Here is a 25,397-nt window from a genome sequence, read left to right as displayed (position 1 = left end):
ACGTCCTGGGACATCTACGACCCGGTCGCCAACATCGTCGCCTCCTGCAACTACGCCGCCAAGACCTACGGCTCCATGGACAACGTCAACTCCGCATACTGATCCGGAGCAGCCGAAGGCGCCCGGGCAGGACACCGACGCAGGACATCAACCGCGAACAGCGCGAGCGCGCTGTTCGCGGTTTTCGCGTACTCCCCCACCGGTCCCTGCCGGGCTCCTACCGGTCCCCCTGGAGCCGCTCCAACTCCCGGCGGTCCCGCTTCGTCGGGCGGCCCGCGCCGCGGTCGCGTACGGGCACCGCGGCGAGCGCCACGAGCGGCGGCGGGGGCGGGCTGTTGTCGACGTAGCACTCCGCGGCGACGGGGGCGCCGACCCGCTTGCGGATGATCCGGGAGACGACGACGATCCGCTCGCGGCCGGCCAGCCGCAGCCGCACCTCGTCGCCGGGGCGCACCGTCTGGGCGGGCTTGGCGCGTTCGCCGTTGACACGGACGTGGCCCGCGCGGCAGGCGGTGGCGGCCTGCGAGCGTGTCTTGGTGAGCCGTACGGACCAGATCCAGCTGTCGACCCGTACCGGCCCGGTCTCCTCATCTGAAGCCATGCCCCGACTCTAGGCGGTGTCCCCGGCCGCCGGACACAGCGTCGTGGCACTCGACGGCCCGGATCCCCGCCCGGTCACCTCAGCACCTCGCCGCACGCGGCCCCCAACCGCCGCACGCCTTCGGCGAGTTCGGCCGTACCGGCCACCGCGGCGAAGCTGAGGCGCAGGTGCGGCGCGGAGGACTCGGCGGCGTAGTAGGGGCGCCCGGGGGCGACGACGACCCCCGCACGCAGCGCCGCGGCCGCCAGGACCGCCTCGTCCGCGCCGTCCGGCAGCCGCGCCCAGACGTGGAAGCCGCCGGTCGGTACGAACTCCACCTCCAGCGCGGGCAGTTCCTGGCACAGCGCGGTGAGCAGCGCCTCGCGCCGGGTGCGCAGCGCGGCCGCGACCGTGCGGCGGTGGCGGGGCCAGGCGGGCGAGCCGACGAGTTCGAGCGCGGCCTCCTGGAGCGGGCGGGGCACGAAGAAGCTGTCGACGACCTGGATGGCCCGCAGCCGCTCCAGCACCGGGCCCCGGGCGGCGAGGGCGCCGACGCGCAGGCTCGGCGAGGTGGCCTTGGTCAGGGAGCAGACGTGGACGACGATGCCGTCGGGGTCCTCCGCGGCGAGCGTGGGCGGCAGCGGCGGGGCGTCCTCATGGGCGAGGCGGCGGGCGAAGTCGTCCTCGATGACGAAGGCACCGGCCTCGCGGGCGATCCGGACGACCTCGCGGCGCCGGTCGTCGGCCAGCACGGCCCCGGTGGGGTTCTGGAAGAGCGGCTGGCAGGCGAAGACGCGGGCGCCGCTGGCCCGGAACGCCGCGGCGAGCAGGTCGGTGCGCACGCCCCTGGCGTCGGCCGGCACGGGCACCAGCCGCAACCCGGAGGCGCGCGCGGCGGCGAGCATGCCGGGGTAGGTCGGGGACTCGACGAGCACGGGGGCGCCGGGCGGGGCGAGGGCGCGCAGGGCGGTGGTGAGCGCGCTCTGGCCGCCGGCGGTGATCAGCACGTCGGAGGGCGCGACCGTGCCGGCCGGGCCGCCGATCTCCCGGGCGAACCACGCGCGCAGCTCGGCGACGCCCTCCAGCGGCGGGCGGCCCCAGGCGCCGGGGCGGCGGCCCGCCCGGGCGAGGGCGGCGGCGAGGGCCCGCTCCGGCTGGAGGGTGTGGTGGAGATAGCCGCCGCTGAACTCGATGACGCCGGGCGGCGGTTCGGCGAGCGTGGCCAGCACGCCGGTGGCGTCGACGGTGCGGGGCACGGCGTCCCCGGCCTGCTCGGCGCTGAGCGCGACCTCCTGCCAGGAGGTGTCACCGGGCCGGGCGGGGGCGGCGTGCGGCGCGGCCCGGAAGGCACCCGCGCCCGGCCGGGTCACGACCAGGCCCTCCGCGGCCAGCGCGGCGAGGGCCCGCGAGACGGTGACGGGGCTGACCCGGAAGCGCTCGACGAGGGCGCGGCTCGACGGCAGCTTCTCACCCGGTGAGTAGCGGTTCAGCTCCCCGCGCAGGGTTCCGGCCAGTTCAGCGACGCTGTTACGCTCTTGCATGAGAGTGAAAGATAGCGCTACTCACGCCGAGACGGTAGCAGTGAGCGGTCCGGTCACCACCGGAGCCGCACCGGGCCGGGACCGCCCCGCCACCGGCGGCATGCTGCTCGCGGCCGCCGGTGTGGCCGCCTTCTCCCTGACCTTCCCCGCGACCGCCTGGGCGCTGGAGGGGCTCGGCCCCTGGTCCGTCACCACGTGCCGGATGGTGCTGGCCGGGCTGATCGCGGCGGGCTTCCTGCTGGCGGGGCGGGTGCCGCGGCCCGCGCGCCGCCACTGGCCGGGGCTGCTCGCGGTGGCCGGTGGCACCGTCGTCGGCTTCCCGCTGCTGACGACGCTCGCCCTGCGGACGTCGACGACCTCGCACGCCGCGGTGGTCGTGGGCCTGCTGCCGCTGACCACGGCCGCGTACTCCGCGGTGCGGACCCGCACCCGGCACTCGCGGGCCTTCTGGGTGGCGGCGCTGGCGGGGGCGGCCGTGGTCATCGGCTTCGCCCTGCAGCAGAGCGGCGGCACTCCGACGCCCGGCGACCTCTGCCTCTTCGCCGCCCTGCTGGTGTGCGCGGCGGGCTACGCGGAAGGCGGCAGGCTGGCGCGGGAGATGCCGGGGTGGCAGGTGATCGGCTGGGCGCTCGTCGGCTGCCTGCCGGTGGCCGTGGCGGGCGCGGCGGCGGCCCTGTACGCCGAGCCCGCGCACCTGACCGGGCACGCCGTCGCCGGACTGCTGTGGCTGGCGGCGGGATCGCAGTTCCTGGGCATGCTGGTGTGGTACCGCGGGATGGCCACGATCGGCGTGGCCAGGGCGAGCCAGCTCCAGCTCGCGCAGCCGCTGCTGACGTTGGTGTGGTCCGTGTCGCTGCTCGGCGAACGGCTGTCCCCGGCCGCGCCGGTCGCGGCGGTGGCGGTGCTCGTCTGCATCGCGGTGACGCAGAGGCGGTAGCCATCCGCCCGGGCCATGCCGTGGATCCCTGGGCGTCCCGGTCCGCACCACCGCTGCGGCCGGGCGGACCGGCTGGTGCCGCACGTGATCGCCTGCCTGCCGCGTGGCCGGCCCCTCCGGCTGTCGCGGACGCGCCCGCCGGGGATCCCTCCGGACCGAGTCCCGGGGAAGCCCCGGGACAGGCGGCGGCGCGCCCGGTCCCGGTTCCCGAATGCCCCGCGGAGCGGGCCGAATACCCCCTTTCGCCGTAGAATTGACGGCACCCGAGCGCACCAGTGGAACCTCGATCGGAAGGATCACCGCCGATGCATGCGAGCAAGGGCGACCGTTTGGTAGTTCACGGCCGGGTGGTCGGGAAGCAGGACCACGTCGTGGAGATCGTCGAGGTGCTGGGGCCGAACGGCACGCCCCCGTACCGCGTCCGCGCGGAGAACGGCCACGAGACGGTCATGTCACCGGGGCCGGACAGCGTGGTGGACCACCGTAAGGCGTCCGGCCACGCGTGAGGCGCCGGCCGCTCACCGCGGTGGGCGGACGCGGCGCGGATAGTGGTCGTGGACCACGCGGTCCATCGCCCCGATCCGGTCGGCGAGCAGTGGCTTCGCCGAGAAGTAGACGTTCCCCAGCACCTCACGGTGTGTCCGGCACAGCGTGAGGTGGCGGGAGAGCTCGGCCGGGTCCTGCCAGGGCGCGGGCTGTGCGGGGTCGCCCGCGCGGTAGAGCGCCTCGCCCACGTAGAGGTGCACGCCGGTGCCCCGCACGGTCCGCGCCCACCAGGGCACGAGCTCCGCGTAGTCGGCGGCCGGGAAGCCGATGGGCCAGTAGACCTGCGGCACGATGTAGTCGATCCACTCCTCGCGCACCCACGTGCGGGTGTCGGCGCACAGGTCGTCGTAGGTCTGCACCCCGGCCCGGGTGTGCGAACCCCGGGGATCCGTCGTGCTGTTGCGCCACACGGCGAACGGGCTGATCCCGAACCGCACGTGCCGCTTGCGCCGCTTGACGCGCTGCCCCGTCTCCCGCACGAGCTTGTCGATGTTGTCACGTCGCCACGCGGCCCGGTCGGCGTGGCCCGCGCCGTAGCGCTCGTACGCCGCGTCGTCGTCGAACCGCTCCCCCGCCACGGGATAGGGGTAGAAGTAGTCGTCGAAGTGCACACCGTCCAGGTCGTAGCGGGCGACGGGGTCGAGCATCGCGTCCTGCACGAAGCGCCGCACCTCGGGCAGGCCGGGGTTGTAGTAGAGCTTCCCGCCGTACGGCACCACCCAGTCGGGGTGCAGCCGCGCGGGGTGGGTGGGGATCAGCCGGCCGGGGTCGGTGTGGTTGGCGATGCGGTAGGGGTTGAACCAGCCGTGCAGCTCCAGGCGCCGCTCATGGGCCTCGCGCACCGCGAAGGCCAGCGGATCCCAGCCCGGGTCGCCACCTTGAGCGCCCGTCAGATACTCCGACCACGGTTCGTACGGCGAGGGCCAGAACGCGTCGGCGGTGGGCCGGAGCTGGAGGAGCACCGCGTTGAGCCGGCTGCGCACCGCGGCGTCGAGGAGGGCGCGCAGCTCGGCCCGCTGGCGGGCGGGGTCGAGGCCCGGGGCGGACGGCCAGTCGACATTGGCGACGGTGGCGATCCACATGCCGCGGAACTCGCGCTTCGGACGGCTTCCGCTCGCAGCGGCGTCATCGAGCGCGGCCGCCTCGCCCGTGGTCAGCATCGCGGACATCACGCCCGCGGCCGCCACGGTGAACCCTCTTCGACTCATACGCCCCATATGCGGGCCACTCCTTGTCAGATCGGTCACACCATACGGACAGAGCATGCCCGCCCCGGCCCCCTCGGCACCGCGCGGTGCGGAGTAACGTCTGGAACGAGGCGGGGACCGGGGGTCCTCGGCGCCGGGACCCGGCGCGAGGTACGGCCACCGCCGGACGACCGAGATCAGCGAAAGGCACGATGTGACGACCGACATCGCACGCGTCGGAGTAGTGGGCTGCGGCCAGATGGGCGCGGGCATCGCCGAGGTGTGCGCCCGTTCCGGCCTGGACGTCATGGTCGCGGAGACCACCGGCGAGGCCCTGGAGCTGGGCCGCACCCGGCTCATCAACTCCCTCGGCAAGGCCGCCGAACGCGGCAAGATCACCGAGGCCGAGCGCGACGCCACGCTCGGCCGGCTGAGCTTCACCACCGACCTGGGCGAGTTCGCCGACCGCGACCTCGTCATCGAGGCGGTCGTCGAGAACGAGCAGGTGAAGACCGAGATCTTCCAGGTCCTGGACCAGGTCGTCACCCGCCCGGACGCGATCCTGGCCTCCAACACCTCCTCCATCCCGCTGGTGAAGCTGGCCGTGGCGACCTCCCGCCCGGACCAGGTCATCGGCATCCACTTCTTCAACCCGGCCCCGGTGCAGAAGCTCGTCGAGCTGATCCCCGCGCTCACCACCGGCGAGGAGACCATCAAGCGCGCCGAGGCCCTGGTCGCGCAGCTCCTGGGCAAGCACGCGATCCGCGCCCAGGACCGCTCGGGCTTCGTCGTCAACGCCCTGCTCATCCCCTATCTGCTCTCCGCTATCCGGATGTTCGAGTCGGGCATCGCCAGCCGCGAGGACATCGACAACGGCATGGAGCTGGGCTGCGCCCACCCCATGGGCCCGCTGAAACTCTCCGACCTGATCGGCCTGGACACGGTCGCGTCGGTGGCGAACAGCATGTACGAGGAGTTCAAGGAGCCGCTCTACGCCGCTCCCCCGCTGCTCCAGCGGATGGTCGACGCGGGCCGGCTGGGCCGCAAGACGGGTTCGGGCTTCTACTCCTACTGAGCGGCCCCGCACCCTGCACCACCTACGCAACGTCACCGCCGCACACCCGTGCTCACACGGGGTGTGCGGCGGTGACTCGCATATCCCTTCCGCACACGCTCCCGCTCAGCGGCCCGACGCGGTTGACTCGGCTCGTCGGACACACACGGAGAGACTTTCCGGAAGGGGTACGGACCGTGACCATCCATCCCGAGCAGGCCGTCAGAGCGGCTGAGCTCGCGGAGCTCCGTCGTAGCCTCGACGTCGGCATCGTCCGCGTCGACGGCCACCTCGCCCTCCTCACCCAGCGCAGCGATCAGGCGGAGCGCGACCTCAGCGAGGTGGCAGAGCGCGTACGGGCCCTGGAGCACAGCAGGTGGCCGTTGCCCTCGCTGGCCGCGCTCACCGGCGTCGCCTCCCTGGCGGTCGCCGTCTGGCAGGCGACGGGCCGATGAGCGCGGGGTGTGCGTGAGTCCGGCCCGCGTGCGTCCGGGCCGTGTGAATCCGGTACGCGTGAACCTGGCCTGTGTGAACCCGGTCCGCGTACGGGAGGCTCAGCCGAGCCGGATGTGATGCAGCAGGAGCAGCGCGGCCGCCATGTTGGCGGCCGGCACCTCACCCCGGCTGATCATGTCGGGCACCAGCTTGAGCGGCACCCATTCACGGCGGTCCGACTCGAAGTCGTCCTCCGGCTCACCGATGTACTCGGCCTCGTCGGACCAGTAGATGTGATGGCGGGCGTCGGTGAGACCGTTGGACGGTTCCACCGACATCAGGTGCCGCAGGGGGCCGGGCCGCCAGCCGGTCTCCTCCTCCATCTCGCGGGCCGCCGCGCAGGCCAGGTCCTCGCCGTCCTCGACGACGCCCGCGGCCAGTTCCCAGCCCCAGTTGTCGGTGATGAAGCGGTGCCGCCACAGCAGCAGGACCTCATTGGCCTCATTGACCACCGTGGCCACGGCGACGGGCCGCAGCCGGATGAGGAAGTGGTCGAGGTGGCGGCCGTCGGGGAGTTGGACGTCCGCGAGATTGACCCGGAACCATTGGTTCGAGTAGACGGTCCGTTCCTTGAGATTCTTCCAACGCACGTGTTGCCACCTTCCGCCGAGGTGGCCACCTCCCCGGGCGCTTTCCTCACAAGGGCACGCGCAACGCCCCGTCGATCATCTCCGCGGCCTCTGCCGTGGCCGCACACCCACTCTCGATCAGATGCTCGCGCACCGCCCGGAGCCGATCCCGTAAGCGCTGCGATTCCATGCCTCTCGCCTGCTCGGTCATCTCCCGTGCGGTGGCCACCGCCTTGTCCGCGTCTCCTTGACGCAGCTCGATATGCGTGAGCATGGCGAGCCGGTGGACACGGCCCCGGTCGTGGGCGGGCGTGTCGACGGCCCGGTCCGCGTGCTCACGGGCGGGTCCGAGATCGCCGAGGCTCAGCAACGCCTCCGCCACCTGCACATTCACCAGGCCGGGCTGCACATAGCCGGTCTCGGCGGGCTCCTGGCCACGGCGGATGCGCTCGGCCGCGCTCTCGGCGCGGCGGATGCAGGCGAGCGCGCCGACGCCGTCGCCGAGCCGGGCGTACGACTTGGCCTGCATGGCGTAGAGGTCGGCGGCGAGGGCGGGGGTGAGCTCCGGGCCCGCGGCCCGCAGCGCCGACTCGGCGAACGCGACCGCCTGCCGGTACTCCCGCATGAAGAGCGACTGATTGACGAGGAGGGCGATGACGTACGCGCCCAGGCCGCGGTCCCCGCTGGCCTTGGCCAGGCGCAGCGCCTGGTGGAAATAGCGCTGGGCGAGACCGTGCGCGTCGGAGTCGTAGGCGCAGATCCCGGCGACGGCGACGAGCCCGCCGGTGGCGCGGTGCAGCTGGCGGCCGGTCTCGTCGGTGTAGCTGCCGCGGAGCAGGGGCGCCGTCTCGGAGTTGAGGAAGCCGACGACGCGGGCGCGGGTCGCGATGCCGCCCGCCTTGCGGTACATCTGCTCGTAGTGGGTGCGTGCGGCGCGGAGCATCTCGATGTCGTCCATGGAGACGCGGGTGAGGCCGCGCCGGGAGACGTCGGCGTCCTCCGGTGGGTTCTCCCACTCCCAGACGGGGATGACGGCCGGGGTGCCGGTCACCGCGGGGGCGCTGACGACGTGCTCCCGCTGTTGTTCGTCGGAGCGCCACAGGGCGGTGGCGCGCTCCACGAAGCCGGAGAGCGGGGTGTTGGGCAGCCGGGGGCTGCCGGGGGTGCCCAGGCCGATGTCGTCCAGGGTCAGCGCGCGGTGCAGCCGCTCGCCGAGCACCTCGCAGATGAGGTCGGGCACCTGGCCCCGCGGGCGCTGCCCGCGCAACCAGCGTGCGACGGCGGTGTGTTCGTACCGCAGTGCCAGTCCCCGGGCGCGGCCGGCCGCGTTGATGTGGGCGGCCAGTCCGGCGTGGGAGATTCCCGCCTCGTCGAGGATGGCGTCAAGGAGTGTGTTGGGCTCCATCCTGCCCTCCGAAGTGCTCGGTGGGATCAGCGTAAGGGAGATCGCTTCGCACGGGGTGTGAACCGGACGTCGCCGTGCGTCAAACGGAAGCCTGCCCCCGGGAGTTGGGGTCACCGGTGGCATCCGGCCACTCCGGGACGGGCCCGGCGGCCGAGAGCGGAGTGGCGATCTCCTCCAGGGACCTGCCCTCGGCGTCGATGCCGAGGAAGTGCTCGGTGAGGCCCCCGGCCACCATGACGGCCGCGCCCAGGAGATAGCCGAGGAAGAGCAGGGTGCGGTCGCTGCCGTCGCCGATCAGCCTGCCGTAGAGATAGGGCCCCGCGGCGCCCACGCACTGGGCGAGGGCGAAGAAGACGGCGATGGCCTGGCCGCGTACCTCCAGCGGGAAGATCTCGCCGACCGTCAGATATCCGGCGGACGCCCCGGCCGAGGCGAAGAAGAAGATCACGCACCAGGCGGTGGTCTGGCTCGCGGCGGTCAGCAGGTCGGCCTCGAACAGCGCCGCGGTGCCGGCCAAGGCGCAGCCGGAGAACAGATAGGTGCCGCTGATCATGCGGCGGCGGCCGACGGTGTCGAAGAGCGGGCCGAGCAGGACGGGACCGAGGAGGTTCCCGGCGGCGAAGGCGATGAGGTAGAGCGGGGCGCGGTTCTCGTGGATGCCGTAGAACTTCGTCAGGACGAGGGTGTAGGTGAAGAAGATGGAGTTGTAGAGGAAGGACTGGGTGATCAGCAAGGTCGAGCCGAGCACGGAGCGGCCGGGGTAGCGCTTGAACAGCAGCCGCAGCAGGGTCGGATAGCCCGCGCGCGGCGCCTCCGTCAGCAGGATCGCCCGGCTGCCGTCCACGGGGGCGAGGACGTGCCCGGCACGCTCGACCTCGCTCTCGATGCGGGCGATGGCCTCCTCGGCCTCCTCCGGCCTGCCGTGCATGGCCAGCCAGCGCGGGCTCTCCGGCAGATGACGGCGGATCAGGAAGACGGCGAGGCCGAGGAGCGGGCCGAGGAGGAAGCCGGCCCGCCAGGCGAGCCGGTCCGGGAGCACGTGCAGGAGCCAGAGCTCGGCCACGGTGCCGAGGATCGCGCCCGCCCAGTAGGTGCCGTTGACCAGGAGGTCGACGCGGCCGCGGTAGCGGGCGGGCACCATCTCCTGGATCGCGGAGTTGATGGCGGAGTACTCGCCGCCGATGCCGGTGCCGGCGAGGAAGCGGGTGAAGCAGAGGAAGGCGTACCACCCGGTGCCGTGGCCGAGGGTCAGTGCCGCCAGGCCGCTGCCGAAGAGATAGACGCCGAAGGTGAGCAGGAAGAGCTTGCGGCGGCCGAGCCGGTCCGCGAGCCGCCCGAAGACCAGCGCCCCGGCCACCTGCCCGACGAGATAGACCGTGGCGATCAGCCCGGCGTCGCCCGAGGAGAGCCGGAGGGTGTCCTCGCGGGTGAGGACGGCCGCCACCGCGCCCGCGACGGTGATCTCCAGCCCGTCCAGGATCCAGGCGACGCCGAGCGCCACGACCATCCTGGTGTGGAAGCCGGACCAGGGCATCCGGTCGATCCGGGCGGGAATCAGGCTGCGGACGGCACCGGGGGTTCCCTGGACCTCTGTCACGGAGCGGCTCCTTGCCTGCGCGGCCTGCTGCCGGAGCGGGCCAGCCGGGCGGCGGGGGACGGGGAGGGGACGCGCTGCCGGTCGTTGCGCAGCACCAACAGCGCGATGTCGTCGGAGAGATGGCCGCCCGTGTGCCGCAGCAGTGCGGTCTGGACGCGCTCGACCACGGCGGCGGGGACGATGGGCCCCGTGTCGGCGGCGGCCTCGCCGAGGACCCGCGCGAGCGGGAAGAAGGCGCCCGCCGCGTCCCGCGCGTCCTCGGCGCCGTCCGTGTGCAGCACCAGGGCGTCGCCGCAGTGCAGCCGGGTGAGCCGGGCCACGGGCAGCCGGGGCGGCAGCGGGAAGAGCCCGAGCGGCGGCAGCGGGTCACCGCGCCCCACGGGCGCGGCCCTGGCCCTGCGGCCGGGGGAGCCGGAGAGGCGGTACGGCCAGGGGTGGCCGCAGTTGAGGGCCATGACGACGCCGTCGGCGCTCACCTCCAGCAGGAGGATGGTGACGAACTCCTCGCCGTGCGGCCGGTCCTTGGGGTCCTTGGCTCCTCTCTCCCCCCTGTCCCCCCTCTCTTCGGCCGCCGCCCGCTCCCCCAAGTGGCGGTGCAGGGCCCGCTCCAGCCGGCGCAGCACGTCGGCCAGTTCCGGTTCGTCGTGCGCCGCCTCGCGGAAGCTGCCGAGCACGGCGGCGACGGTGGCGATCGCCGTGAAGCCATGCCCGCGCACATCGCCTATGACGACGCGGACGCCGTGCTGGGTGGCCAGCGCCTCGTAGAGATCGCCGCCCACGAGGGTGCCCTCGCTGACCGAGAGATGGCCGCCCGCGAGCGTCATCCCGTCGAGCCGGGGCGGCAGGGGGCGCAGCAGCAGCCGCTGGGCGGTGTCGGCGATCTCGCGGGCGCGCTCCAGATCCCGCACGAGACCGCGCCTGCGGCGGGTGACGGCGTAGGAGGCGGCGGCGACGGCCACGACGGCACAGCAGGTGCCCGCCCTGAGAGCGGGATCGAGCCGGGTGGCGGGGCCGAAGGGGGTGAGCGCGAAGAGCGCGCAGAGGCCGGCGAGGATCACGCACTGGCGCCGGCCGCTGCCCGCGCAGGCGATGACGGGCGCGGCGGCGAGCAGTTGGACGACCTGGGTGCCGTGGGGCGCGAGGAGCCCCCACATGAGAACGCCGAGGACCCACACTCCGGGCAGGGCGAGCACGGCCCTCCTCCGCCAGTGCACCGCCCTTGTCCGGATCATGCCGTCAGCCCCCCTAGCAGCCATGACGCGCTCGATTCTCGCGAGAGCTCACCGCCAAGTAACGACCAGGGCCTTCATTTCCACCCTATTGAGTGATATTCGGACACTCAGGAACGATGACACGCAGAGGGGCGCACCCGGATTTCCGGATGCGCCCCTGTGTTTCAGCGGCAGTTGCGCCGCGCGGGCGTCACGCGCCGCGCAGCACCGCGCCCGTGCGCTCGACGGCGGCGGCAACGGCCGCGTCGCGCGCGGCAGTTGCCTCGTCGGCCGTCAGGGTGCGGTCGGCGGCGCGGAAGCGCAGCGCGTACGCCAGCGACTTCTTGCCCTCGCCGAGCTGCTCGCCGGTGAAGATGTCGAACAGCCGCAGCGACTCCAGCAGCTCGCCCGCGCCGGCCCGCAGCGCGGCCTCGACGTCGGCGGCCGGGACGGAGGCGTCGACGACCAGCGCGACGTCCTGGGTGGCCACCGGGAAGGCGGACACGTGCGGGGCCTCGACGGCACCGGCACCGGCCCGCTCCAGGAGGTCGAGCTCGATCTCCATGGCGCAGGTACGCTCCGGCAGGCCGAACGCCTTGGTGACGCGCGGGTGGAGCTCACCGGCGTTGCCGACGAGCACCTCCTCGCCGTCGACCAGGACGAGCAGCGCGGCGCAGCGGCCCGGGTGGTACGGCGCGTTCTGGTCCTGACGGACAATCAGCTCGACACCCGCGGCGCGGGCGACCTCGCGGCCCGCCTCGATGGCGTCCGCCCAGGTCGCCGGGCGGCCCTTGCCCCACCAGCCGGCCCGCTCGCGCGCGCCGGCGAGGACGACGGCGGCGCGGCGCGGCTGCCGGGGCAGCGCGGCGTCCAGGCCGGCGATCTCCTCGTCGGTGGGGCGGCGGTCGACGGGCAGCCGGACCGCGGGGCGCTCGGCACCGGTCGGCCGGAAGACCAGCCCGGTCTCGAACAGCGCGAGGTCGTGCTCACCGCGGCCGTCGTTGCGGCGCAGGGCGGCGAAGAGCCCCGGCAGCAGGGTCGTGCGCAGCGCCGGCTCGGTGTCGGAGAGCGGGTTGACCAGGCGCACCACGAGGCGGCGCGGGTCGTCGGCCTCCAGGCCGAGCTGGTCGAGGGCGGCGTCCCCGAGGAAGGGGTAGCTCGGGGCCTCGACGTAGCCCGCGCCCGCGAGGGCGCGGCCCACGCGGCGGTGCAGGCGCTGCCGCTCGGTCAGCCCGCGGCCGGCGGGCGGCTGCGGCAGGGTGGCGGGCAGGTTCTCGTAGCCCTCCAGCCGGATGACCTCTTCGGCCAGGTCGTTGGGGTCGGTGAGGTCGGGGCGCCAGCTGGGCACGGTGACGATCAGCTCGTCCTGCCCGTAGACGTCGCAGCCGACCTCCTGGAGGCGGCGGACGACGGTCTCCCGGCCGTACTCGACACCGGCGACGCGGTCCGGGTGGGCGGCGCTCATCGCGATCGTGCGCGGCCCGCTGGGGGCGACGATCTCGGTGACCCCGGCCTCGGCCGTGCCGCCCGCGAGCAGCACCATCAGGTCGACGGTGCGCTGCGCGGCCGCGGAGGCGGCCTGCGGGTCGACGCCGCGCTCGAAGCGCTTGGACGCCTCGGAGGACAGCTTGTGACGGCGGGCCGTGCGGGCGATGGAGACCGGGTCGAAGTGCGCGGCCTCGACGACGATCTCGGTGGAGCCCTGGCCGGCCGCGTGATCGGCGATCTCGGTGTCGGCACCGCCCATGACACCCGCGAGGCCGATGGGGCCGCGGTTGTCGGTGATGACGAGGTCCTCGGGGTGCAGGGCCCGCTTGACGCCGTCGAGGGTGGTGAGCTTCTCGCCCGCCTCGGCACGGCGCACACCGATCGGCCCGTCGACGCGGGACCGGTCGTAGGCGTGCAGCGGCTGGCCGAGCTCGAGCATCACGTAGTTGGTGACGTCGACGGCGAGCGAGACCGTGCGCATGCCGGCCTTCTGGAGCCTGCGCTGGAGCCAGATCGGCGAGCGCGCCTCGGGGTCGAGGCCGGTGACGGTGCGCGCGGTGAAGCGGTCGCAGCCGGCCGGGTCGGCGACCTGGACGGGGTAGCCGTAGCTGTTGGGCGCGGGCACGTCCAGCAGGGCCGGGTCGCGCAGCGGCAGGCCGAAGGCGGTGGCGGCCTCGCGGGCGACGCCGCGCATCGACAGGCAGTAGCCCCGGTCGGGGGTGACGGCGATGTCGAGGACCTCGTCCACGAGCTCCAGCAGCTCGATGGCGTCGGTGCCGGGCTCGTATTCCTGCGGCAGCACGATGATGCCGTGCGTGCCGTCGTCGCCCATGCCCAGCTCATCGCCGGAGCAGATCATGCCGTGCGACGTCCTGCCGTACGTCTTGCGCGCGGCGATCGCGAAGTCGCCGGGCAGCACGGCGCCGGGCAGCACGACGACGACCTTGTCGCCGACCGAGAAGTTACGGGCGCCGCAGACGATCTCCTGCGGCTCACCGGTGCCGTTGGCGGAGCCGACGTCGACGGTGCAGAAGCGGATGGGCTTCTTGAAGCCCTCCAGCTCCTCGATCGTGAGGACCTGGCCGACGACGAGGGGGCCGGTCAGGCCCGTGCCGAGCTGCTCGACGCGCTCGACCTCGAGGCCGGCGGCGACGAGCTTGGCCTGCACGTCGCGGCCGGTGGTGCCGGCCGGCAGGTCGACGTACTCCCGCAGCCAAGAAAGCGGGACCCGCATCAGATCTCCATCCCGAACGGCCGGGTGAAGCGCACGTCACCCTCGACCATGTCTCGCATGTCTTCGACGTTGTGGCGGAACATCAGCATCCGTTCGATGCCGAACCCGAAGGCGAATCCGCTGTACTTCTCCGGGTCGATGCCCGCGGCGACCAGCACCCGGGGGTTGACCATGCCGCAGCCGCCCAGCTCGATCCAGCCCTCGCTGGAGCAGGTGCGGCAGGGCGCCTCGGGGTTGCCGACCGACTCACCGCGGCAGACATAGCACTGCATGTCCAGCTCGGCGGAGGGCTCGGTGAAGGGGAAGTAGTTGGGGCGCAGCCGCGTCGTGAGGCCCTCGCCGAACAGCGAGCGCACCATGTGCTCGATGGTGCCCTTGAGGTCGGCCATGGTCAGGCCCTCGTCGATGGCGAGGAGCTCGACCTGGGTGAAGACCGGGGTGTGGGTGGCGTCCAGCTCGTCGGTGCGGTAGACGCGGCCCGGGCAGACCACATAGATGGGCGGCTCGCGGTCGAGCATCGAGCGGACCTGCACCGGGGAGGTGTGGGTGCGCAGCACGACGCCGGACTCGTCGCCCTCGGTGCCCTGGCCCTGGACGAAGAAGGTGTCCTGCATGGCGCGGGCCGGGTGGTCGGGCTCGAAGTTCAGGGCGTCGAAGTTGAACCACTCCGCCTCGACCTCGGGGCCCTCCGCGACCTCGTAGCCCATCGCGACGAAGACGTCCTCGATGCGCTCGGAGAGCGTGGTCAGCGGGTGGCGGGCGCCGGTGTGCGCGCGGTCGTACGGCACGGTGACATCCACCGCCTCCTCGACCAGCACCCGGGCGTCACGCTCGGCCTCCAGCTCGGCCTGGCGGGCGGCGAGGGCCTTGTTCACAGCGCCGCGGGCCATGCCGACGCGCTTGCCGGCCTCGGCCTTGGCCTGCGGGGGCAGGGCGCCGATCTCACGGTTGGCGAGGGACAGCGGCGAGGTGGGCCCGGTGTGGGCGATCTTCGCCTCGTGCAGGGCCTCGAGGTCACCGGCGGCGGCGAAGGCGGCGAGCGCCTCGCTGCGCATGCGCTCGACCTCTTCCGGTTTCAGTGCCTCGACCTCGACAGGGTCGTACGACTTATTGGGTGCGGACATCTCTTCCCGTGCTTCCGATCGGCTGGCTTCGCTTCGCTGCGCGGCTTTGCCCGACTGTGTTGGTGCCAAGGTCGTGCCAAAGGTGCCAAAGGTCGAGTCTAAAGGGCGCGTGTGGTGGGGTGGGCCCGCGGGCCGGTGCTCGGCCCTCCGCTCTCAGCTCTGGGAGAGGAAGGCGGGCGCGCCCACGGGCAATGTGAACCGGAACCGGGCGCCGCCGCGGGGGGCCCGGTCGACGGTGATCGTGCCGCCGTGCGCCTCGACGATGCCCTTGACGATATACAGACCGAGGCCCGTGCCGCCGCGCTTGCTGCCCCGCCAGAAGCGGGTGAAGACGCGGCCCATCGACTCCTCCGGGATGCCCGGCCCCTCATCGCTCACGGTGATCGCCGTACCCTCCGCCCGGGCCTTGGTCAGCGCCGGTGACACCGCTATCGTGACGCGTCCCTCGCCGTGCCGCACCGCGTTTTCCAGGAGGTTGCCCAGCACCTGGTCGATCTTGTCCGGATCCGCCCAGAGTTCGGGCAGCGGCTCCACGACCTCGACGCGGAAGCGGTCCTCGGGCTGTCCCGCCGCCGTGTGCGCCTGGATGTGCCGCCGGACGGCGGCGACGACGTCGACGGGCTGGCGGCGCAGTTCGAGACGCCCGGAGTCGATCCGGGAGATGTCGAGCAGCTCGGCGATCAGCCGGGTGACGCGGTCGGCGTCGGCGTCGACGGTCTCCAGCATCAGCCGCTTCTGGTCGTCGGTGAAGCGCTCCCACTTGGCGAGCAGGGTCGCCGTGAAGCCCTTGACCGAGGTCAGCGGCGAGCGCAGCTCGTGGGCGACGGTGGCGATCAGCTCCGCGTGGCTGCGCTCGGTGCGGCGGCGGGCGTCGGTGCCGCGCAGCTGGACGACCAGGCGGCGTACGGGCCCGCCGGCGCTCTCCCGCACATAGCGGGCGGAGACCAGCACCTCGCGGCCGCCGGGCAGCAGCAGATTGCGCTCGGGCTGGCCGATCCGGGTGGCGAGGCCGCCGTAGGGATCGGTCAGGGACCACCAGCGGCGGCCCTCCAGGTCCTCCAGGGGCAGGGCGCTCTCCAGCGGCCGGCCCATCGCCTCCCGGGGCGAGACCGCCGTGATGCGGGCGGCCGCGGCGTTGAAGCAGGTCACCTTGCCGTTCTCGTCGGCGACGACCAGGCCGTCCGGCAGGTCGTCCGGATCCAGCCCGAGGCCGTCCAGGCCGCCCGCGGGCGCGTCCCGGGCACCTCCGGCACCTCGGGATCCGTGAACCACGGCCGGACACGCGTCGGCCACGCTTCCGGAAGTCCTGACGTTCATCACCCGCACCCCCTCCCGAACCCCCGGGGGGCAACCCTACTAGCTGAAGGTCACGGAGCGGCACCCTCCGGGTGCACGCTGCGCACGGGCGGAGGCGTAGAGGCACACGGCGGCGGCCGTCGCGAGGTTCAGGCTCTCGGCCTTTCCGTGGATCGGGACCCGCACGACCTCGTCGGCCAGCGCCCGCGTCTCCTCCGGCAGCCCCCAGGCTTCGTTGCCGAAGACCCAGGCGGTCGGCCCGCCCATGGTGCCCTTGTCCAGCTCCGCGTCCAGGTCCCGCTCGCCCGCGCCGTCGGCGGCCAGGATGCGCACCCCGGCGTCCCGCAGGCCGCGCACCGCCTGCTCCACGGGGACGCCCACGGCGACCGGCAGGTGGAAGAGGGAACCGACGGAGGCCCGTACGGACTTGGGGTTGTAGAGGTCCACGGAGGCGTCGGTGAGCACGACGGCGTCCGCGCCCGCGGCGTCCGCGCAGCGCAGGACCGTGCCGGCGTTGCCGGGGTCGCGTACGTGCGCGAGGACGGCGACGAGCTTGGGCCGGGCGGCGAGGATCTCCTCGAAGGGCGAGTCGAGGAAGCGGCACAGGCCGACGATGCCCTGCGGGGTCACGGTGTCGGACATGGCGGCGATGACCTCGTCCGTCGCGATCAGCACGGGCACACCGGCGGCGTGGGCGGTGGCCACGATGTCCGCGTGCCGCTCGGCGGCGTCCGGCGTGACGTACACCTCGACGAGGTGCTCGACGGCCTCGCGGACGGACTGCGGGCCCTCCGCGAGGAAGCGGCGTTCCTTGCCGCGGAAGCTGCGCTTGGTCAGCCGACGGGCCGCGACGACACGGGGCGATCGCAGGGAAGTCAGCTCGGGGGCCGCCATGGGCTCACTTTCGTTACTGGGCGGGCGCGCCGGGCGGCGCGGCCGCGGAGGGTTTTCTCGTCCCGGACGCGATCGGACCCGCAGGCCAGAAGCCTGCGGGTCCGGTCGTTTGCCTTACGGCGCCGAGAATCAGGCGGCAGCCTTGGGCGCGTTGACGTCGGCCGGCAGCGCCTTCTGGGCCACCTCGACGAGCGCGGCGAACGCGTTCATGTCGTTGACCGCGAGCTCGGCCAGGATCTTGCGGTCCACCTCGATGTTGGCGGCCTTCAGACCCTGGATGAGGCGGTTGTACGTCATGCCGTTCTGGCGGGCAGCGGCGTTGATGCGCTGGATCCACAGCTGACGGAAGTCGCCCTTGCGCTTCTTGCGGTCGTTGTAGTTGTAGACCAGGGAGTGGGTGACCTGCTCCTTGGCCTTGCGGTACAGGCGCGACCGCTGGCCGCGGTAACCGCTGGCCGCCTCGAGGATCGCCCGACGCTTCTTGTGCGCGTTGACTGCGCGCTTGACGCGTGCCACTTGTTAACTCCTTGTAGCGGGGCCGCGGTGCGTTCTCACGCGGCCCGAATTCGAATGGGTCCCGGTCCGACGCGCACCCCGTGTGGACGGGGCGCGGAGCGTCACTTGCCGAGAAGCTTCTTGATCTTCTTGGCGTCGCCCGGGGCCATCTCGGCGTTGCCGGTGAGGCGACGCGTCAGCTTGGACGACTTGTGCTCGAGCAGGTGGCGCTTGCCGGCGCGCTCGCGCATGACCTTGCCGGAGCCAGTGATCTTGAAGCGCTTGCTGGCACCGGAGTGCGTCTTGTTCTTCGGCATCGCGCCGTATCTCCTCGTCGGTGGCGCTCCCCCGTGCCCGTGAACCGGGCGCACGGGAGCGTCAGCTGTGTTCGGTTGCTGTCCGGGGCCCAGGGCCCCGGGGGTGCTCCTCGGGACCTCGCGGTCCCACGGATCACGCCTCTGCGGGCTCCTCGGCGGACTGCTCCTGCTCGGCGGGAGCACCCTGGCGCTCCGCCTTGCGAGCGGCCTGCGCCTCGCGGGCTTCGGCCATCGCCTCGGTCTTCTTCTTGTGCGGACCGAGGACCATGATCATGTTGCGGCCGTCCTGCTTCGGGTTCGACTCGACGAACCCCAGCTCCTGGACGTCTTCCGCGAGACGCTGCAGCAGTCGGTAGCCGAGCTCCGGCCGGGACTGCTCGCGACCACGGAACATGATCGTGATCTTGACCTTGTCGCCCTGCTTGAGGAACCGGACGACGTGACCCTTCTTGGTGTCATAGTCGTGCGGGTCGATCTTCGGCCGGAGCTTCATCTCCTTGATGACCGTGTGCGCCTGGTTCTTGCGCGCCTCACGGGCCTTCATGGCCGACTCGTACTTGAACTTCCCGTAGTCCATGAGCTTGCAGACCGGCGGACGGGCGTTCGCCGCCACCTCGACGAGGTCGAGGTCGTACTCCTGCGCAAGCTCCAGGGCCTTGGCAAGCGGCACAATGCCGACCTGCTCGCCACTGGGACCGACAAGTCGCACCTCGGGGACTCGAATCCGGTCGTTGATGCGGGGCTCGGCGCTGATGGATCCTCCTCGGTAGCACCACGTGGCCGCCTGGCGGACAGCCACGTAACGTCTTTTTCGTAAGACCAACCGCGCCGGACACATGAAAAACGCCCCGGACGGGACACAGGCGGGGCTCCATGAAACCGGAACACCGCCACGGAGAGCCGTGGGGCGCATCTATCGGGCAGCTCCATCGTCCGTACGGAACGATGGGCGCCGCCTGACCGGAGACCTGCCGACCCGTGAGTCGGTCAGGTGGGAGAGTCGGAGCCTCCACTTGTGGGCCGGGCACGCTAGTGACCAGCCGGTCGTTGTCCAGCATACCAGCGCCCCGGGCAGGCTCCCACCCGTGTGCGCCGGGCACGGCCCCGGAGGGCCCGGCGGCCCGGTCCGCGGGGCACGGCCTAGGCTGGTCGGCGTCCCGGCGCCCGCGCGCGCCGGGAGACCCCCAGACAAGCGGAAGAGCAACGATGAGCGACGCCACCCCCGAGTCCACGCCCGCCCCCGCCGACGAGGCGCCGGACTTCGACAGCATGACCCGTGACATCGCGGACGTGCCCGCGGTCGAGGTGATCACCACGGTCGCGGTGCACCTGATGAGCGCGGCGGCGGTCAATCTCGGCCTCGCCGAGGAGGGCGACCGGCACAAGGACCTGGACGAGGCCCGCAAGCTGATCACCGCGCTCGCCGGCCTGGTCACCGCGGGCTCCACCGAGATCAGCAACTTCCACGCCGGTCCGCTGCGCGACGGCCTGAAGTCGCTCCAGCTGGCCTTCCGCGAGGCGTCCCTCGTGCCGGACGAGCCGGGCAAGGGGCCGGGCGAGAAGTTCACCGGCCCCGTCTTCGGCTGAGCTCCGGCCGTAACCCCCGCGTCCTCCGCGCCCGTCAGACGCCGGCGCCGGGCCCCGCGCCCGGTCCCGCGTCGGGGCGCGGCGGCGTACCGAGGCCGGTGCCGTCCGGCGGGGGCACCGCGCCGGAGCGGGAGCCGGGGTCCGGGTACGGCGCCTTCGTCAGCTCGTCCGCGAGGTTCGCGGGCCCCTGACGCGGGTGGGTGACCTGGTGCGCGAGGGCCGCCAGCGCGCCGCCGACCAGCGGGGCGACGATGAACAGCCACAGCTGGGAGAGCGCGCCACCGCCCGCGAAGAGCGCCGGGCCGAGGCTCCGGGCCGGGTTCACGGAGGTACCCGTCAGCGGGATGCCGATCAGGTGGGTCACCGCGAGGGCCAGGCCGATGGGGAGCCCGTCGAAGCCGACCACGGCGATCTTGTGCGTCACCGCCAGATAGACGAAGACCAGCAGGAAGGTCAGGACGACCTCCGCGAGGAACGCGCCGCCGGTGCCGAGGTGCACGGCCGAGCGGTCCCCGAAGCCGTTGCTGCCGAAGGCACCGTGGGTCTTGAGCCCCGGCACCTGCTTGGCCAGCAGGAACAGCACCGCCGCGCCCACGATGCCGCCGAGCAGCTGGGCGATCCAGTACTCGATGGCCGTGCGCAGCGTGATGCGGCCCTCCACCAGCAGCCCGAGCGTCACCGCCGGATTCACGTGGCAGCCCGAGATCGGGCCCAGCGCGTACGCCAGGGCCAGCAGGGTGAATCCGAAGGCCAGCGCGATACCGAGCACGCCGATGTAGTCGGCAGCGAGAACCGCTGACCCGACAGCGAAGAAAACCAGCAGCGCGGTGCCGAGGAATTCGGCCGCGACGGTTCTCGTCTGCACGGGATCGAGAGTCACCGATCCCAGCTTGACGGCGTCCATGGCGTCCTCCAGAGGATCGTGGACTGTCTTCGCATTGTCGGACGATCCAGGACGAGCCGCCTGTTGGGGCCGGTGGGACTCAGCGTGTGTAGAGAGGCTCCCCGGGGACCTCCGCGCCCGGCGGGAGCAGGGCCAGGTCCAGGCCGCGTACGAGCCGCGCGCGCAGCACCTCGTCGGCGGCCAGCGCCCGCGCGACCCGCTGGACGACCTCGGCGGGCACCGAGCCGGGCACCAGGGCCAGCGCCAGCGTCCCGTCCGCGTCCGCCGCCGGGGCGACGTGGGCACGCAGCACGCCCGGCTGCGCCGCCAGAACCGCCCGAAGGGCGTCCGTGACCGACGGGTCGGCCAGCGGGTCCGCGCTCTGCCGCCCCTCCGCCAGGGCGAGCAGGGCGGGGCCGGTCAGCTGGTACGGCACCGGGCCGGCGAGGTCGATGACGACCGTGTCCGCCTTCTCGTGCGCGGCCGCCTGCAGCGCCTGGTGCAGGGGTACGGCCACGGGGCGGGCGTCCGCGCGCCACCGGGCCAGCGACTCCAGCGACGTGAAGGCGGGCAGCGCCTTGCGGCCGCCCGGGGCCTGGAGCGTCGGCACGGCCATGTCGCTGGTCTTCTCGCGCTTCAGCCCGTCCGGGCCGGTCTCCACCTCGCCGAGCACGGCGACGACGGGCACGAGCAGACGGGCTCCTGTGAGGGCCGCCAGTACGTCCGGCTCGGCGGCCGGGTCGTCCGCCCACGCCGCGAGGGCGGCGGTCAGGGCGGGGTCGGCGGAGCCGTTGTCGTCGGCGAATCCGGGGTCGGGAATGTTCTTGAGGGACACGGCGCCGAGCCTATCGGGGGGCCTCGGCGCCTTTTCCCCAGCCCCGCCTCTTCCCGGCTGCGTCTGATGTGCGGCTGCGCCGCGTGGGGGGCTGCGCCCCAGACCCCGCAACACGGCTTCGCCGCATTGCTCTCAAACGCCGGACGGGCTGATGTGGCTGATGTGGGTGCGCAATTCAGTCCGTCCGGCGTTTGGGGACAACGCGCGAAGCGTGTGGCTGAGGGTCTGGGAGCTTGCCTCCTCACGCGGCGGAGCCTCACCTCAGGTGCAGCCGGGAAGGGGGGGTGGGGAAAAGCCCGCCGCGGGCGCCGGCCGACCCGCAGGCTAGACCCGGCGCCGCCATACAACCCCCGCCACCACCAGCAAGAGCACCCCCACCCCCGCCGCCCCCAACGGCACCGGGTCCAGGAACGACCCGCCACCGGAGCGCCGCTCCGCAACCGCCGGGCCGAAGAAGCGCGGCGGGTCCGCCTGGGTCCGCGGGGACGCCACCCGCGCACCCCGGGCGATCGCCGCGGCCGGATCCACCAGCCCCGCACCTCGCGCGTCGTCGCGCCCGCCCGGCGGGCCGCCGCGGGCCGTGTCCACGATCAGCTCGCGGACCTGGGCCGGGGTCAGGCCGGGATGTGCGGCGCGTACGAGGGCCACCGCCCCGGAGACGAAGGCGGAGGCCGCGCTCGTGCCCCAGCCCTCGTAGTAGCGCCGGTCGGGGTCGGCGATCACCACGTCGACGCCGGGCGCGCAGACGGCCGCGTACCAGCGCCGGGTGGAGAAGGCGGCGCGGCCGCCGTACCGGTCGACCGCCGTGACCGCGATCACCCCGGGGTAGGCGGCGGGATAGGAGACATGGTCGCCCTCCTCGCCGCCGTTGCCGGCCGAGGCGACCACGACGGCGCCCTTGCTCAGCGCGTACTGCACGGCGGCGTCCTCGCGCGGTTCGGGGTGCGCGGTGGCGCTGTCGTCGCCCAGGGACAGGTTGATCACGTCGGCACCGTGGTCGGCGGCCCAGCGGATGCCGTCCGCGAGGGCGCTGCCGCGGGCGCCGCGCGCCTTGGGCCGGGCCGGGTCGCCGTCCTCCAGGATCACCCGGACCGGCAGGATCTTCGCCTCGGGCGCGATGCCGAGCACGCCGTCGGAGCCACCGTCACCGTGCCCGCGCCCGGCGATGATCCCGGCCATCGCGGTGCCGTGCCGCGCCCAGGGCCGGTCGCCGGGGGCCGCGCCGAAGCCGACGAGGTCCTTGCCCGGCAGCACCTGCCCCCGGAGGTCGGGGTGCCCGTCGTCGACGCCGGTGTCCAGGACGGCGACGGTCACCCCGGCGCCCTTGGTGGTCCGCCACGCGTCCTCGGTGTGCAGGGCGTCGAGGGCCCACTCCTGCGCGCGTATCGCGTCTGCGCGCGCCGGGCCGGCGGGCAGTACGGCGCAGGCGACGGCGACGGTGAAGGCCACGGTGAGACGGCTGCCCGCGGCGCGGGTGAACGCCCTCACCACCGGGCCCTCTCACCCATGACGAACGCCCTCACTTCCGGCCGCCCTCGGCCGCGCCCGTACCGCCCCGTACCGCCTGGTGGAGCCCGCGTTCCAGACGGTCCGCCAGGGCCATCGCGTCGTGCCCGAGCCCCGCCTGGGCCGGGGCCGTGGTGGCTCCGGGGGCGACCGCCTCCGCGGCCGGCTGCGGGGGTGTGCCCGTGCGGGCGTCCGCGAAGCCGGACACCGCGTAGACGACGGCAGGCAAGTCGGTCAGGACACCGATGTGCCAGCTGGCGCGCTGCGCGTCACCGAAGTGTTCGGCGACGGTGCCCCCGGGGGCGTACGGGCGGGGCATCAGGTCGGCGCGCCTGTCGAGCCGTTCGTCGGAGAAGCGCTTGCGCAGGGCGCGCATGCCGGTGCCGTCGGTGGCGGTGACCAGGAGGCCGACGGTGGTCACGCGGGTGGCGGTCGCGTCGGTGTACGTGGCGCGGAGCAGCCGCTCGCAGCCCACGGGGGCGAGCGCCTTCGTCAGGAGGGCGTCGAAGGCGCCCGCGCAGTCGCTCTCGGGGGCGACGCCGACGCGGGTCCAGTCACGGCCCGCTCCCCCGGGGCCCGCGGAGTCCGCGTGGATCCTGCGGGGGAAGAGGCTGTCCACGGGGAGGGTGTGCCAGAGGGCGCGGCCTCGCTCGAAGGCGCGCTCCGCGGCGGACTGCCGGCCCGATGCTCCGGTGAGCCAACTCCCGGCCGCGGCACCGGCGATGAGGCCGATGCCGAGGATCAGGCAGGTGGCCGCCGCGGCGGTCCTGATGGCGGAGGCCCTGGGGCGCACGGCGGCCGCGGGGACGGACGGCGGCGTGGCAGGGCAGGGGGGATGGAGGGGATACGGCAGCCGCGGCCGGGGCACGGACGGTGCGGGTCCCCCGCCGGGCCTGGCGCGTACCGGGAGCTCGTTCAGGGTGGGATTCGGGCGCACCCCTGTCGGAGGTGGCTCCGCTTCCGTAGTCAACCTGCGCTCTCCCCCTCGCGAGCCCGCTCGCCGGTTCCTGTCCGGACGCCCCGTCACTCTACGGGGCGGGCGGCGGGCTCGGCCATCGCCGTCGTCCGGCCCCTGTTCAGGGCCGGACTCCCTCTGGCAAGCTGCGCGCATGTCGCCTCGTGTCGCCGGTTCCCCCGCCGATAGGGCCCGCTACGACCGGGCCACCGCCGCTCTCGACGCGCCGTTGGCGGTGGTCGACCTCCAGGCGTTCGACGCCAACGCGCGGGATCTGCTCCGGCGGGCGGGCGGCAAGCCGGTGCGGGTGGCGAGCAAGTCGGTGCGCTGCCGGGCCCTGTTGGAGCGGGTGCTGGCGCGGGACGGCTTCTCGGGGGTGATGAGCTATTCGCTCGCGGAGTCGCTGTGGCTGGCGCGGTCGGGGTTCCCGGACGTCCTGCTGGCGTATCCGTCGGCGGACCGGGCGGGCTTCGCCGAGCTGACGTCGGACCCGAAGCTGGCGGCCGCGGTGACGGTGGTGGTGGACGATCCCGCACAGCTCGCGCTGATCGACGCGGCGCGTGCCGGAGGCAGGCGTTCCGAGGAGGTCCGGGTCTGTCTGGAGATGGACACGTCGCTGCGGCTGCTGGGCGGCCGGGTGCGGATCGGCGCGCTGCGTTCGCCGTTGCGCGATCCGGTGCGGCTGGCGGAGGTGGCCCGGGCGATCGAGAGACGGCCCGGCTTCCGGCTGGTGGGTCTGATGGCGTACGAGGCGCATGTGGCGGGCGTGGGCGACGCGGTGGCGGGCCGGCCGCTGCGGTCCCGCGCCGTACGGCTGATGCAGTCGGTGGCCCGCGAGGAGCTCGCGGCGCGCCGGGCGGAGGCGGTGCGGGCCGTACGGGCGGTGGCGGAGCTGGAGTTCGTCAACGGCGGCGGCACGGGGAGTGTGGAGTCCACGACGGCCGAGGACGCGGTGACGGAGGTGGCCGCGGGGTCGGGGCTGTTCGTGCCTGGCCTGTTCGACCACTACAGCTCGTTCAGGGGCCGCCCGGCGGCGCTGTTCGCGCTGCCGGTGGTGCGGCGCCCCGGGGTGGGTGTGGTGACCGTGGCGGGCGGCGGCTATCCGGCGTCGGGCGCGGCGGGCCGGGACCGGCTGCCCGTGCCCTGGCTGCCGGCCGGCCTGCGCCACGACGCGCGCGAGGGCGCGGGCGAGGTGCAGACCCCGCTGCTCGGGCACCCGGCCGACGATCTGCTGGTGGGCGACAAGGTGTGGTTCCGGCACGCGAAGGCGGGCGAGCTGTGCGAACGCTTCGACGCGCTGCGGCTGATCGAGGGTGACCGGGTGGTCGGCACGGTGCCGACGTACCGGGGCGAGGGCCACACCTTCCTGTGACCCTCGCTCGTGCGTGCCTTACGGCTCGAGGAACAGCCGGGCCGCTCCCCCGTGGCGGACACCGCCGGTCCGGTTCGGCCCGGCGATCGCACCGCACGAGGGCTTGCCGGTGCCGAGGCCACCGGAGTCGCCGGGCGCCCCTGATCCCTCACTGCCACCTGCGGTCCGGGTACCGACGCCGGACGGACCCGGATGCGCCGCGGATGGACGGCCACCACCACACATCCAGCCTGTCCTGCGCTCGAGGACACACCCGCCGCAAGTGCGGGCGACCTGGCCAAGGACAACG

The 25,397-nt window shown here is 73.5% G+C and carries 24 protein-coding genes and 1 pseudogene; 7 read left to right on the top strand and 18 right to left on the bottom strand.

What is annotated here, in order from left to right; translation table 11 throughout:
• A pseudogene (locus ACH427_RS25105) lies at positions 1-102 on the top strand (lytic transglycosylase); the annotation flags it as partial.
• A 115-nt stretch (positions 103-217) separates the two neighbouring features.
• Here ACH427_RS25105 and ACH427_RS25100 read toward each other — a convergent pair.
• Together ACH427_RS25100 and ACH427_RS25095 are read right to left on the bottom strand one after the other, a co-directional pair.
• Positions 218-601: an RNA-binding S4 domain-containing protein gene (locus tag ACH427_RS25100; RefSeq protein WP_398872729.1), complete on the bottom strand. Its 384-nt coding sequence runs from the start codon at positions 599-601 to the stop codon at positions 218-220.
• 74 nt (positions 602-675) lie between these two features.
• The gene (locus tag ACH427_RS25095; protein WP_398872727.1) at positions 676-2,121 is read right to left on the bottom strand and encodes a PLP-dependent aminotransferase family protein; all 1,446 of its coding nucleotides are present in this window, start codon (positions 2,119-2,121) and stop codon (positions 676-678) included.
• Between ACH427_RS25095 and ACH427_RS25090 the strand changes: the two genes are divergently transcribed.
• Both ACH427_RS25090 and ACH427_RS25085 read left to right on the top strand, forming a co-directional pair.
• Complete coding sequence (locus ACH427_RS25090) at positions 2,120-3,058, top strand: DMT family transporter (protein WP_398872725.1); 939 nt, start codon at positions 2,120-2,122, stop codon at positions 3,056-3,058. The two genes, ACH427_RS25095 and ACH427_RS25090, sit on opposite strands and share 2 nt — an antisense overlap.
• 305 nt (positions 3,059-3,363) lie before the next feature.
• On the top strand, positions 3,364-3,564 hold the full coding sequence (locus ACH427_RS25085; protein WP_398872723.1) for a DUF1918 domain-containing protein: 201 nt from the start codon (positions 3,364-3,366) through the stop codon (positions 3,562-3,564).
• Between the two features lie 12 nt (positions 3,565-3,576).
• On the opposite strand, the gene ACH427_RS25080 is transcribed toward ACH427_RS25085, so the two are convergent.
• Complete coding sequence (locus tag ACH427_RS25080) at positions 3,577-4,821, bottom strand: glycoside hydrolase family 10 protein (protein WP_398872721.1); 1,245 nt, start codon at positions 4,819-4,821, stop codon at positions 3,577-3,579.
• A 184-nt stretch (positions 4,822-5,005) separates the two neighbouring features.
• Between ACH427_RS25080 and ACH427_RS25075 the strand changes: the two genes are divergently transcribed.
• Both ACH427_RS25075 and ACH427_RS25070 read left to right on the top strand, forming a co-directional pair.
• Complete coding sequence (locus ACH427_RS25075) at positions 5,006-5,866, top strand: 3-hydroxybutyryl-CoA dehydrogenase (RefSeq protein ID WP_398872719.1); 861 nt, start codon at positions 5,006-5,008, stop codon at positions 5,864-5,866.
• 176 nt (positions 5,867-6,042) lie between these two features.
• Positions 6,043-6,300 (top strand): hypothetical protein, encoded by a 258-nt coding sequence (locus ACH427_RS25070; RefSeq protein WP_398872717.1) that lies wholly within the window; start codon positions 6,043-6,045, stop codon positions 6,298-6,300.
• Between the two features lie 99 nt (positions 6,301-6,399).
• On the opposite strand, the gene ACH427_RS25065 is transcribed toward ACH427_RS25070, so the two are convergent.
• The 11 genes from ACH427_RS25065 to infC all read right to left on the bottom strand — a co-directional run bounded on the left by ACH427_RS25065 (position 6,400) and on the right by infC (position 18,808).
• Positions 6,400-6,930: an NUDIX hydrolase gene (locus ACH427_RS25065; RefSeq protein WP_398872715.1), complete on the bottom strand. Its 531-nt coding sequence runs from the start codon at positions 6,928-6,930 to the stop codon at positions 6,400-6,402.
• 46 nt (positions 6,931-6,976) lie between these two features.
• Positions 6,977-8,314 (bottom strand): transcriptional regulator, encoded by a 1,338-nt coding sequence (locus ACH427_RS25060; protein ID WP_398872713.1) that lies wholly within the window; start codon positions 8,312-8,314, stop codon positions 6,977-6,979.
• A gap of 79 nt (positions 8,315-8,393) precedes the next feature.
• Entirely contained in the window at positions 8,394-9,911 is a 1,518-nt protein-coding gene (locus tag ACH427_RS25055; protein ID WP_398872711.1) for an MFS transporter, read from the bottom strand.
• On the bottom strand, positions 9,908-11,143 hold the full coding sequence (locus ACH427_RS25050; RefSeq protein ID WP_398872709.1) for a PP2C family protein-serine/threonine phosphatase: 1,236 nt from the start codon (positions 11,141-11,143) through the stop codon (positions 9,908-9,910). The genes ACH427_RS25055 and ACH427_RS25050 overlap by 4 nt, the downstream gene beginning before the upstream one ends.
• A 190-nt stretch (positions 11,144-11,333) precedes the next feature.
• Complete coding sequence (pheT, locus tag ACH427_RS25045) at positions 11,334-13,844, bottom strand: phenylalanine--tRNA ligase subunit beta (RefSeq protein WP_398872707.1); 2,511 nt, start codon at positions 13,842-13,844, stop codon at positions 11,334-11,336.
• On the bottom strand, positions 13,844-14,968 hold the full coding sequence (gene pheS / locus ACH427_RS25040; RefSeq protein WP_398872705.1) for a phenylalanine--tRNA ligase subunit alpha: 1,125 nt from the start codon (positions 14,966-14,968) through the stop codon (positions 13,844-13,846). Before pheS ends, pheT begins: the two co-directional genes overlap by 1 nt.
• A 153-nt stretch (positions 14,969-15,121) precedes the next feature.
• Complete coding sequence (locus tag ACH427_RS25035) at positions 15,122-16,285, bottom strand: ATP-binding protein (RefSeq protein WP_398872703.1); 1,164 nt, start codon at positions 16,283-16,285, stop codon at positions 15,122-15,124.
• Positions 16,286-16,324: 39 nt separating this feature from the next.
• Complete coding sequence (locus tag ACH427_RS25030; protein ID WP_398872701.1) at positions 16,325-17,158, bottom strand: TrmH family RNA methyltransferase; 834 nt, start codon at positions 17,156-17,158, stop codon at positions 16,325-16,327.
• Between the two features lie 129 nt (positions 17,159-17,287).
• Entirely contained in the window at positions 17,288-17,674 is a 387-nt protein-coding gene (gene rplT / locus ACH427_RS25025; RefSeq protein ID WP_071964710.1) for a 50S ribosomal protein L20, read from the bottom strand.
• A 101-nt stretch (positions 17,675-17,775) separates the two neighbouring features.
• Positions 17,776-17,970, bottom strand: coding sequence for a 50S ribosomal protein L35 (gene rpmI / locus ACH427_RS25020; RefSeq protein WP_071964711.1), 195 nt, complete (start codon positions 17,968-17,970; stop codon positions 17,776-17,778).
• Positions 17,971-18,103: 133 nt separating this feature from the next.
• The gene (gene infC / locus ACH427_RS25015) at positions 18,104-18,808 is read right to left on the bottom strand and encodes a translation initiation factor IF-3 (RefSeq protein ID WP_398872699.1); all 705 of its coding nucleotides are present in this window, start codon (positions 18,806-18,808) and stop codon (positions 18,104-18,106) included.
• A 368-nt stretch (positions 18,809-19,176) separates the two neighbouring features.
• On the opposite strand from infC, the gene ACH427_RS25010 reads away from it, so the two are divergent.
• Positions 19,177-19,557, top strand: a complete 381-nt coding sequence (locus tag ACH427_RS25010) for a DUF1844 domain-containing protein (protein ID WP_398872697.1) — start codon at positions 19,177-19,179, stop codon at positions 19,555-19,557.
• Between the two features lie 34 nt (positions 19,558-19,591).
• Here the strand turns inward: ACH427_RS25010 and ACH427_RS25005 are convergent, their stop codons facing one another.
• From ACH427_RS25005 to ACH427_RS24990, 4 genes are all read right to left on the bottom strand, one after another.
• On the bottom strand, positions 19,592-20,461 hold the full coding sequence (locus tag ACH427_RS25005) for an MIP family channel protein (protein ID WP_398872695.1): 870 nt from the start codon (positions 20,459-20,461) through the stop codon (positions 19,592-19,594).
• 79 nt (positions 20,462-20,540) lie between these two features.
• Entirely contained in the window at positions 20,541-21,275 is a 735-nt protein-coding gene (locus ACH427_RS25000; RefSeq protein ID WP_398872693.1) for an SseB family protein, read from the bottom strand.
• A 324-nt stretch (positions 21,276-21,599) separates the two neighbouring features.
• Entirely contained in the window at positions 21,600-22,724 is a 1,125-nt protein-coding gene (mycP, locus tag ACH427_RS24995; RefSeq protein WP_398872743.1) for a type VII secretion-associated serine protease mycosin, read from the bottom strand.
• Between the two features lie 70 nt (positions 22,725-22,794).
• Positions 22,795-23,574, bottom strand: a complete 780-nt coding sequence (locus ACH427_RS24990; protein WP_398872691.1) for a hypothetical protein — start codon at positions 23,572-23,574, stop codon at positions 22,795-22,797.
• A 316-nt stretch (positions 23,575-23,890) separates the two neighbouring features.
• Here ACH427_RS24990 and ACH427_RS24985 point away from each other — a divergent pair, with 316 nt between their 5' ends.
• Positions 23,891-25,108 (top strand): alanine racemase, encoded by a 1,218-nt coding sequence (locus ACH427_RS24985; protein WP_398872689.1) that lies wholly within the window; start codon positions 23,891-23,893, stop codon positions 25,106-25,108.
• Positions 25,109-25,397: the final 289 nt, after the last annotated feature.

The organism is Streptomyces sp. NPDC020379 (assembly GCF_044387105.1).
Lineage (GTDB): Bacteria > Actinomycetota > Actinomycetes > Streptomycetales > Streptomycetaceae > Streptomyces.
Note: the sequence above shows the minus strand (reverse complement) of the source record. Positions and strands in the feature narration are given on the sequence as shown.

Coding starts and splice junctions, on each gene's coding strand:
- ACH427_RS25095 (WP_398872727.1), bottom strand. CDS start 2,121: ATGCAAGAGCGTAACAGCGTCGCTGAACTGGCCGGAACCCTGCGCGGG.
- ACH427_RS25080 (WP_398872721.1), bottom strand. CDS start 4,821: ATGGGGCGTATGAGTCGAAGAGGGTTCACCGTGGCGGCCGCGGGCGTG.
- ACH427_RS25090 (WP_398872725.1), top strand. CDS start 2,120: ATGAGAGTGAAAGATAGCGCTACTCACGCCGAGACGGTAGCAGTGAGC.
- infC (WP_398872699.1), bottom strand. CDS start 18,808: ATGTGTCCGGCGCGGTTGGTCTTACGAAAAAGACGTTACGTGGCTGTC.
- pheT (WP_398872707.1), bottom strand. CDS start 13,844: ATGCGGGTCCCGCTTTCTTGGCTGCGGGAGTACGTCGACCTGCCGGCC.
- ACH427_RS25085 (WP_398872723.1), top strand. CDS start 3,364: ATGCATGCGAGCAAGGGCGACCGTTTGGTAGTTCACGGCCGGGTGGTC.
- ACH427_RS25100 (WP_398872729.1), bottom strand. CDS start 601: ATGGCTTCAGATGAGGAGACCGGGCCGGTACGGGTCGACAGCTGGATC.
- rpmI (WP_071964711.1), bottom strand. CDS start 17,970: ATGCCGAAGAACAAGACGCACTCCGGTGCCAGCAAGCGCTTCAAGATC.
- ACH427_RS25005 (WP_398872695.1), bottom strand. CDS start 20,461: ATGGACGCCGTCAAGCTGGGATCGGTGACTCTCGATCCCGTGCAGACG.
- pheS (WP_398872705.1), bottom strand. CDS start 14,968: ATGTCCGCACCCAATAAGTCGTACGACCCTGTCGAGGTCGAGGCACTG.
- ACH427_RS25050 (WP_398872709.1), bottom strand. CDS start 11,143: ATGATCCGGACAAGGGCGGTGCACTGGCGGAGGAGGGCCGTGCTCGCC.
- ACH427_RS24985 (WP_398872689.1), top strand. CDS start 23,891: ATGTCGCCTCGTGTCGCCGGTTCCCCCGCCGATAGGGCCCGCTACGAC.
- ACH427_RS25035 (WP_398872703.1), bottom strand. CDS start 16,285: ATGAACGTCAGGACTTCCGGAAGCGTGGCCGACGCGTGTCCGGCCGTG.
- ACH427_RS25030 (WP_398872701.1), bottom strand. CDS start 17,158: ATGGCGGCCCCCGAGCTGACTTCCCTGCGATCGCCCCGTGTCGTCGCG.
- ACH427_RS25010 (WP_398872697.1), top strand. CDS start 19,177: ATGAGCGACGCCACCCCCGAGTCCACGCCCGCCCCCGCCGACGAGGCG.
- ACH427_RS25060 (WP_398872713.1), bottom strand. CDS start 8,314: ATGGAGCCCAACACACTCCTTGACGCCATCCTCGACGAGGCGGGAATC.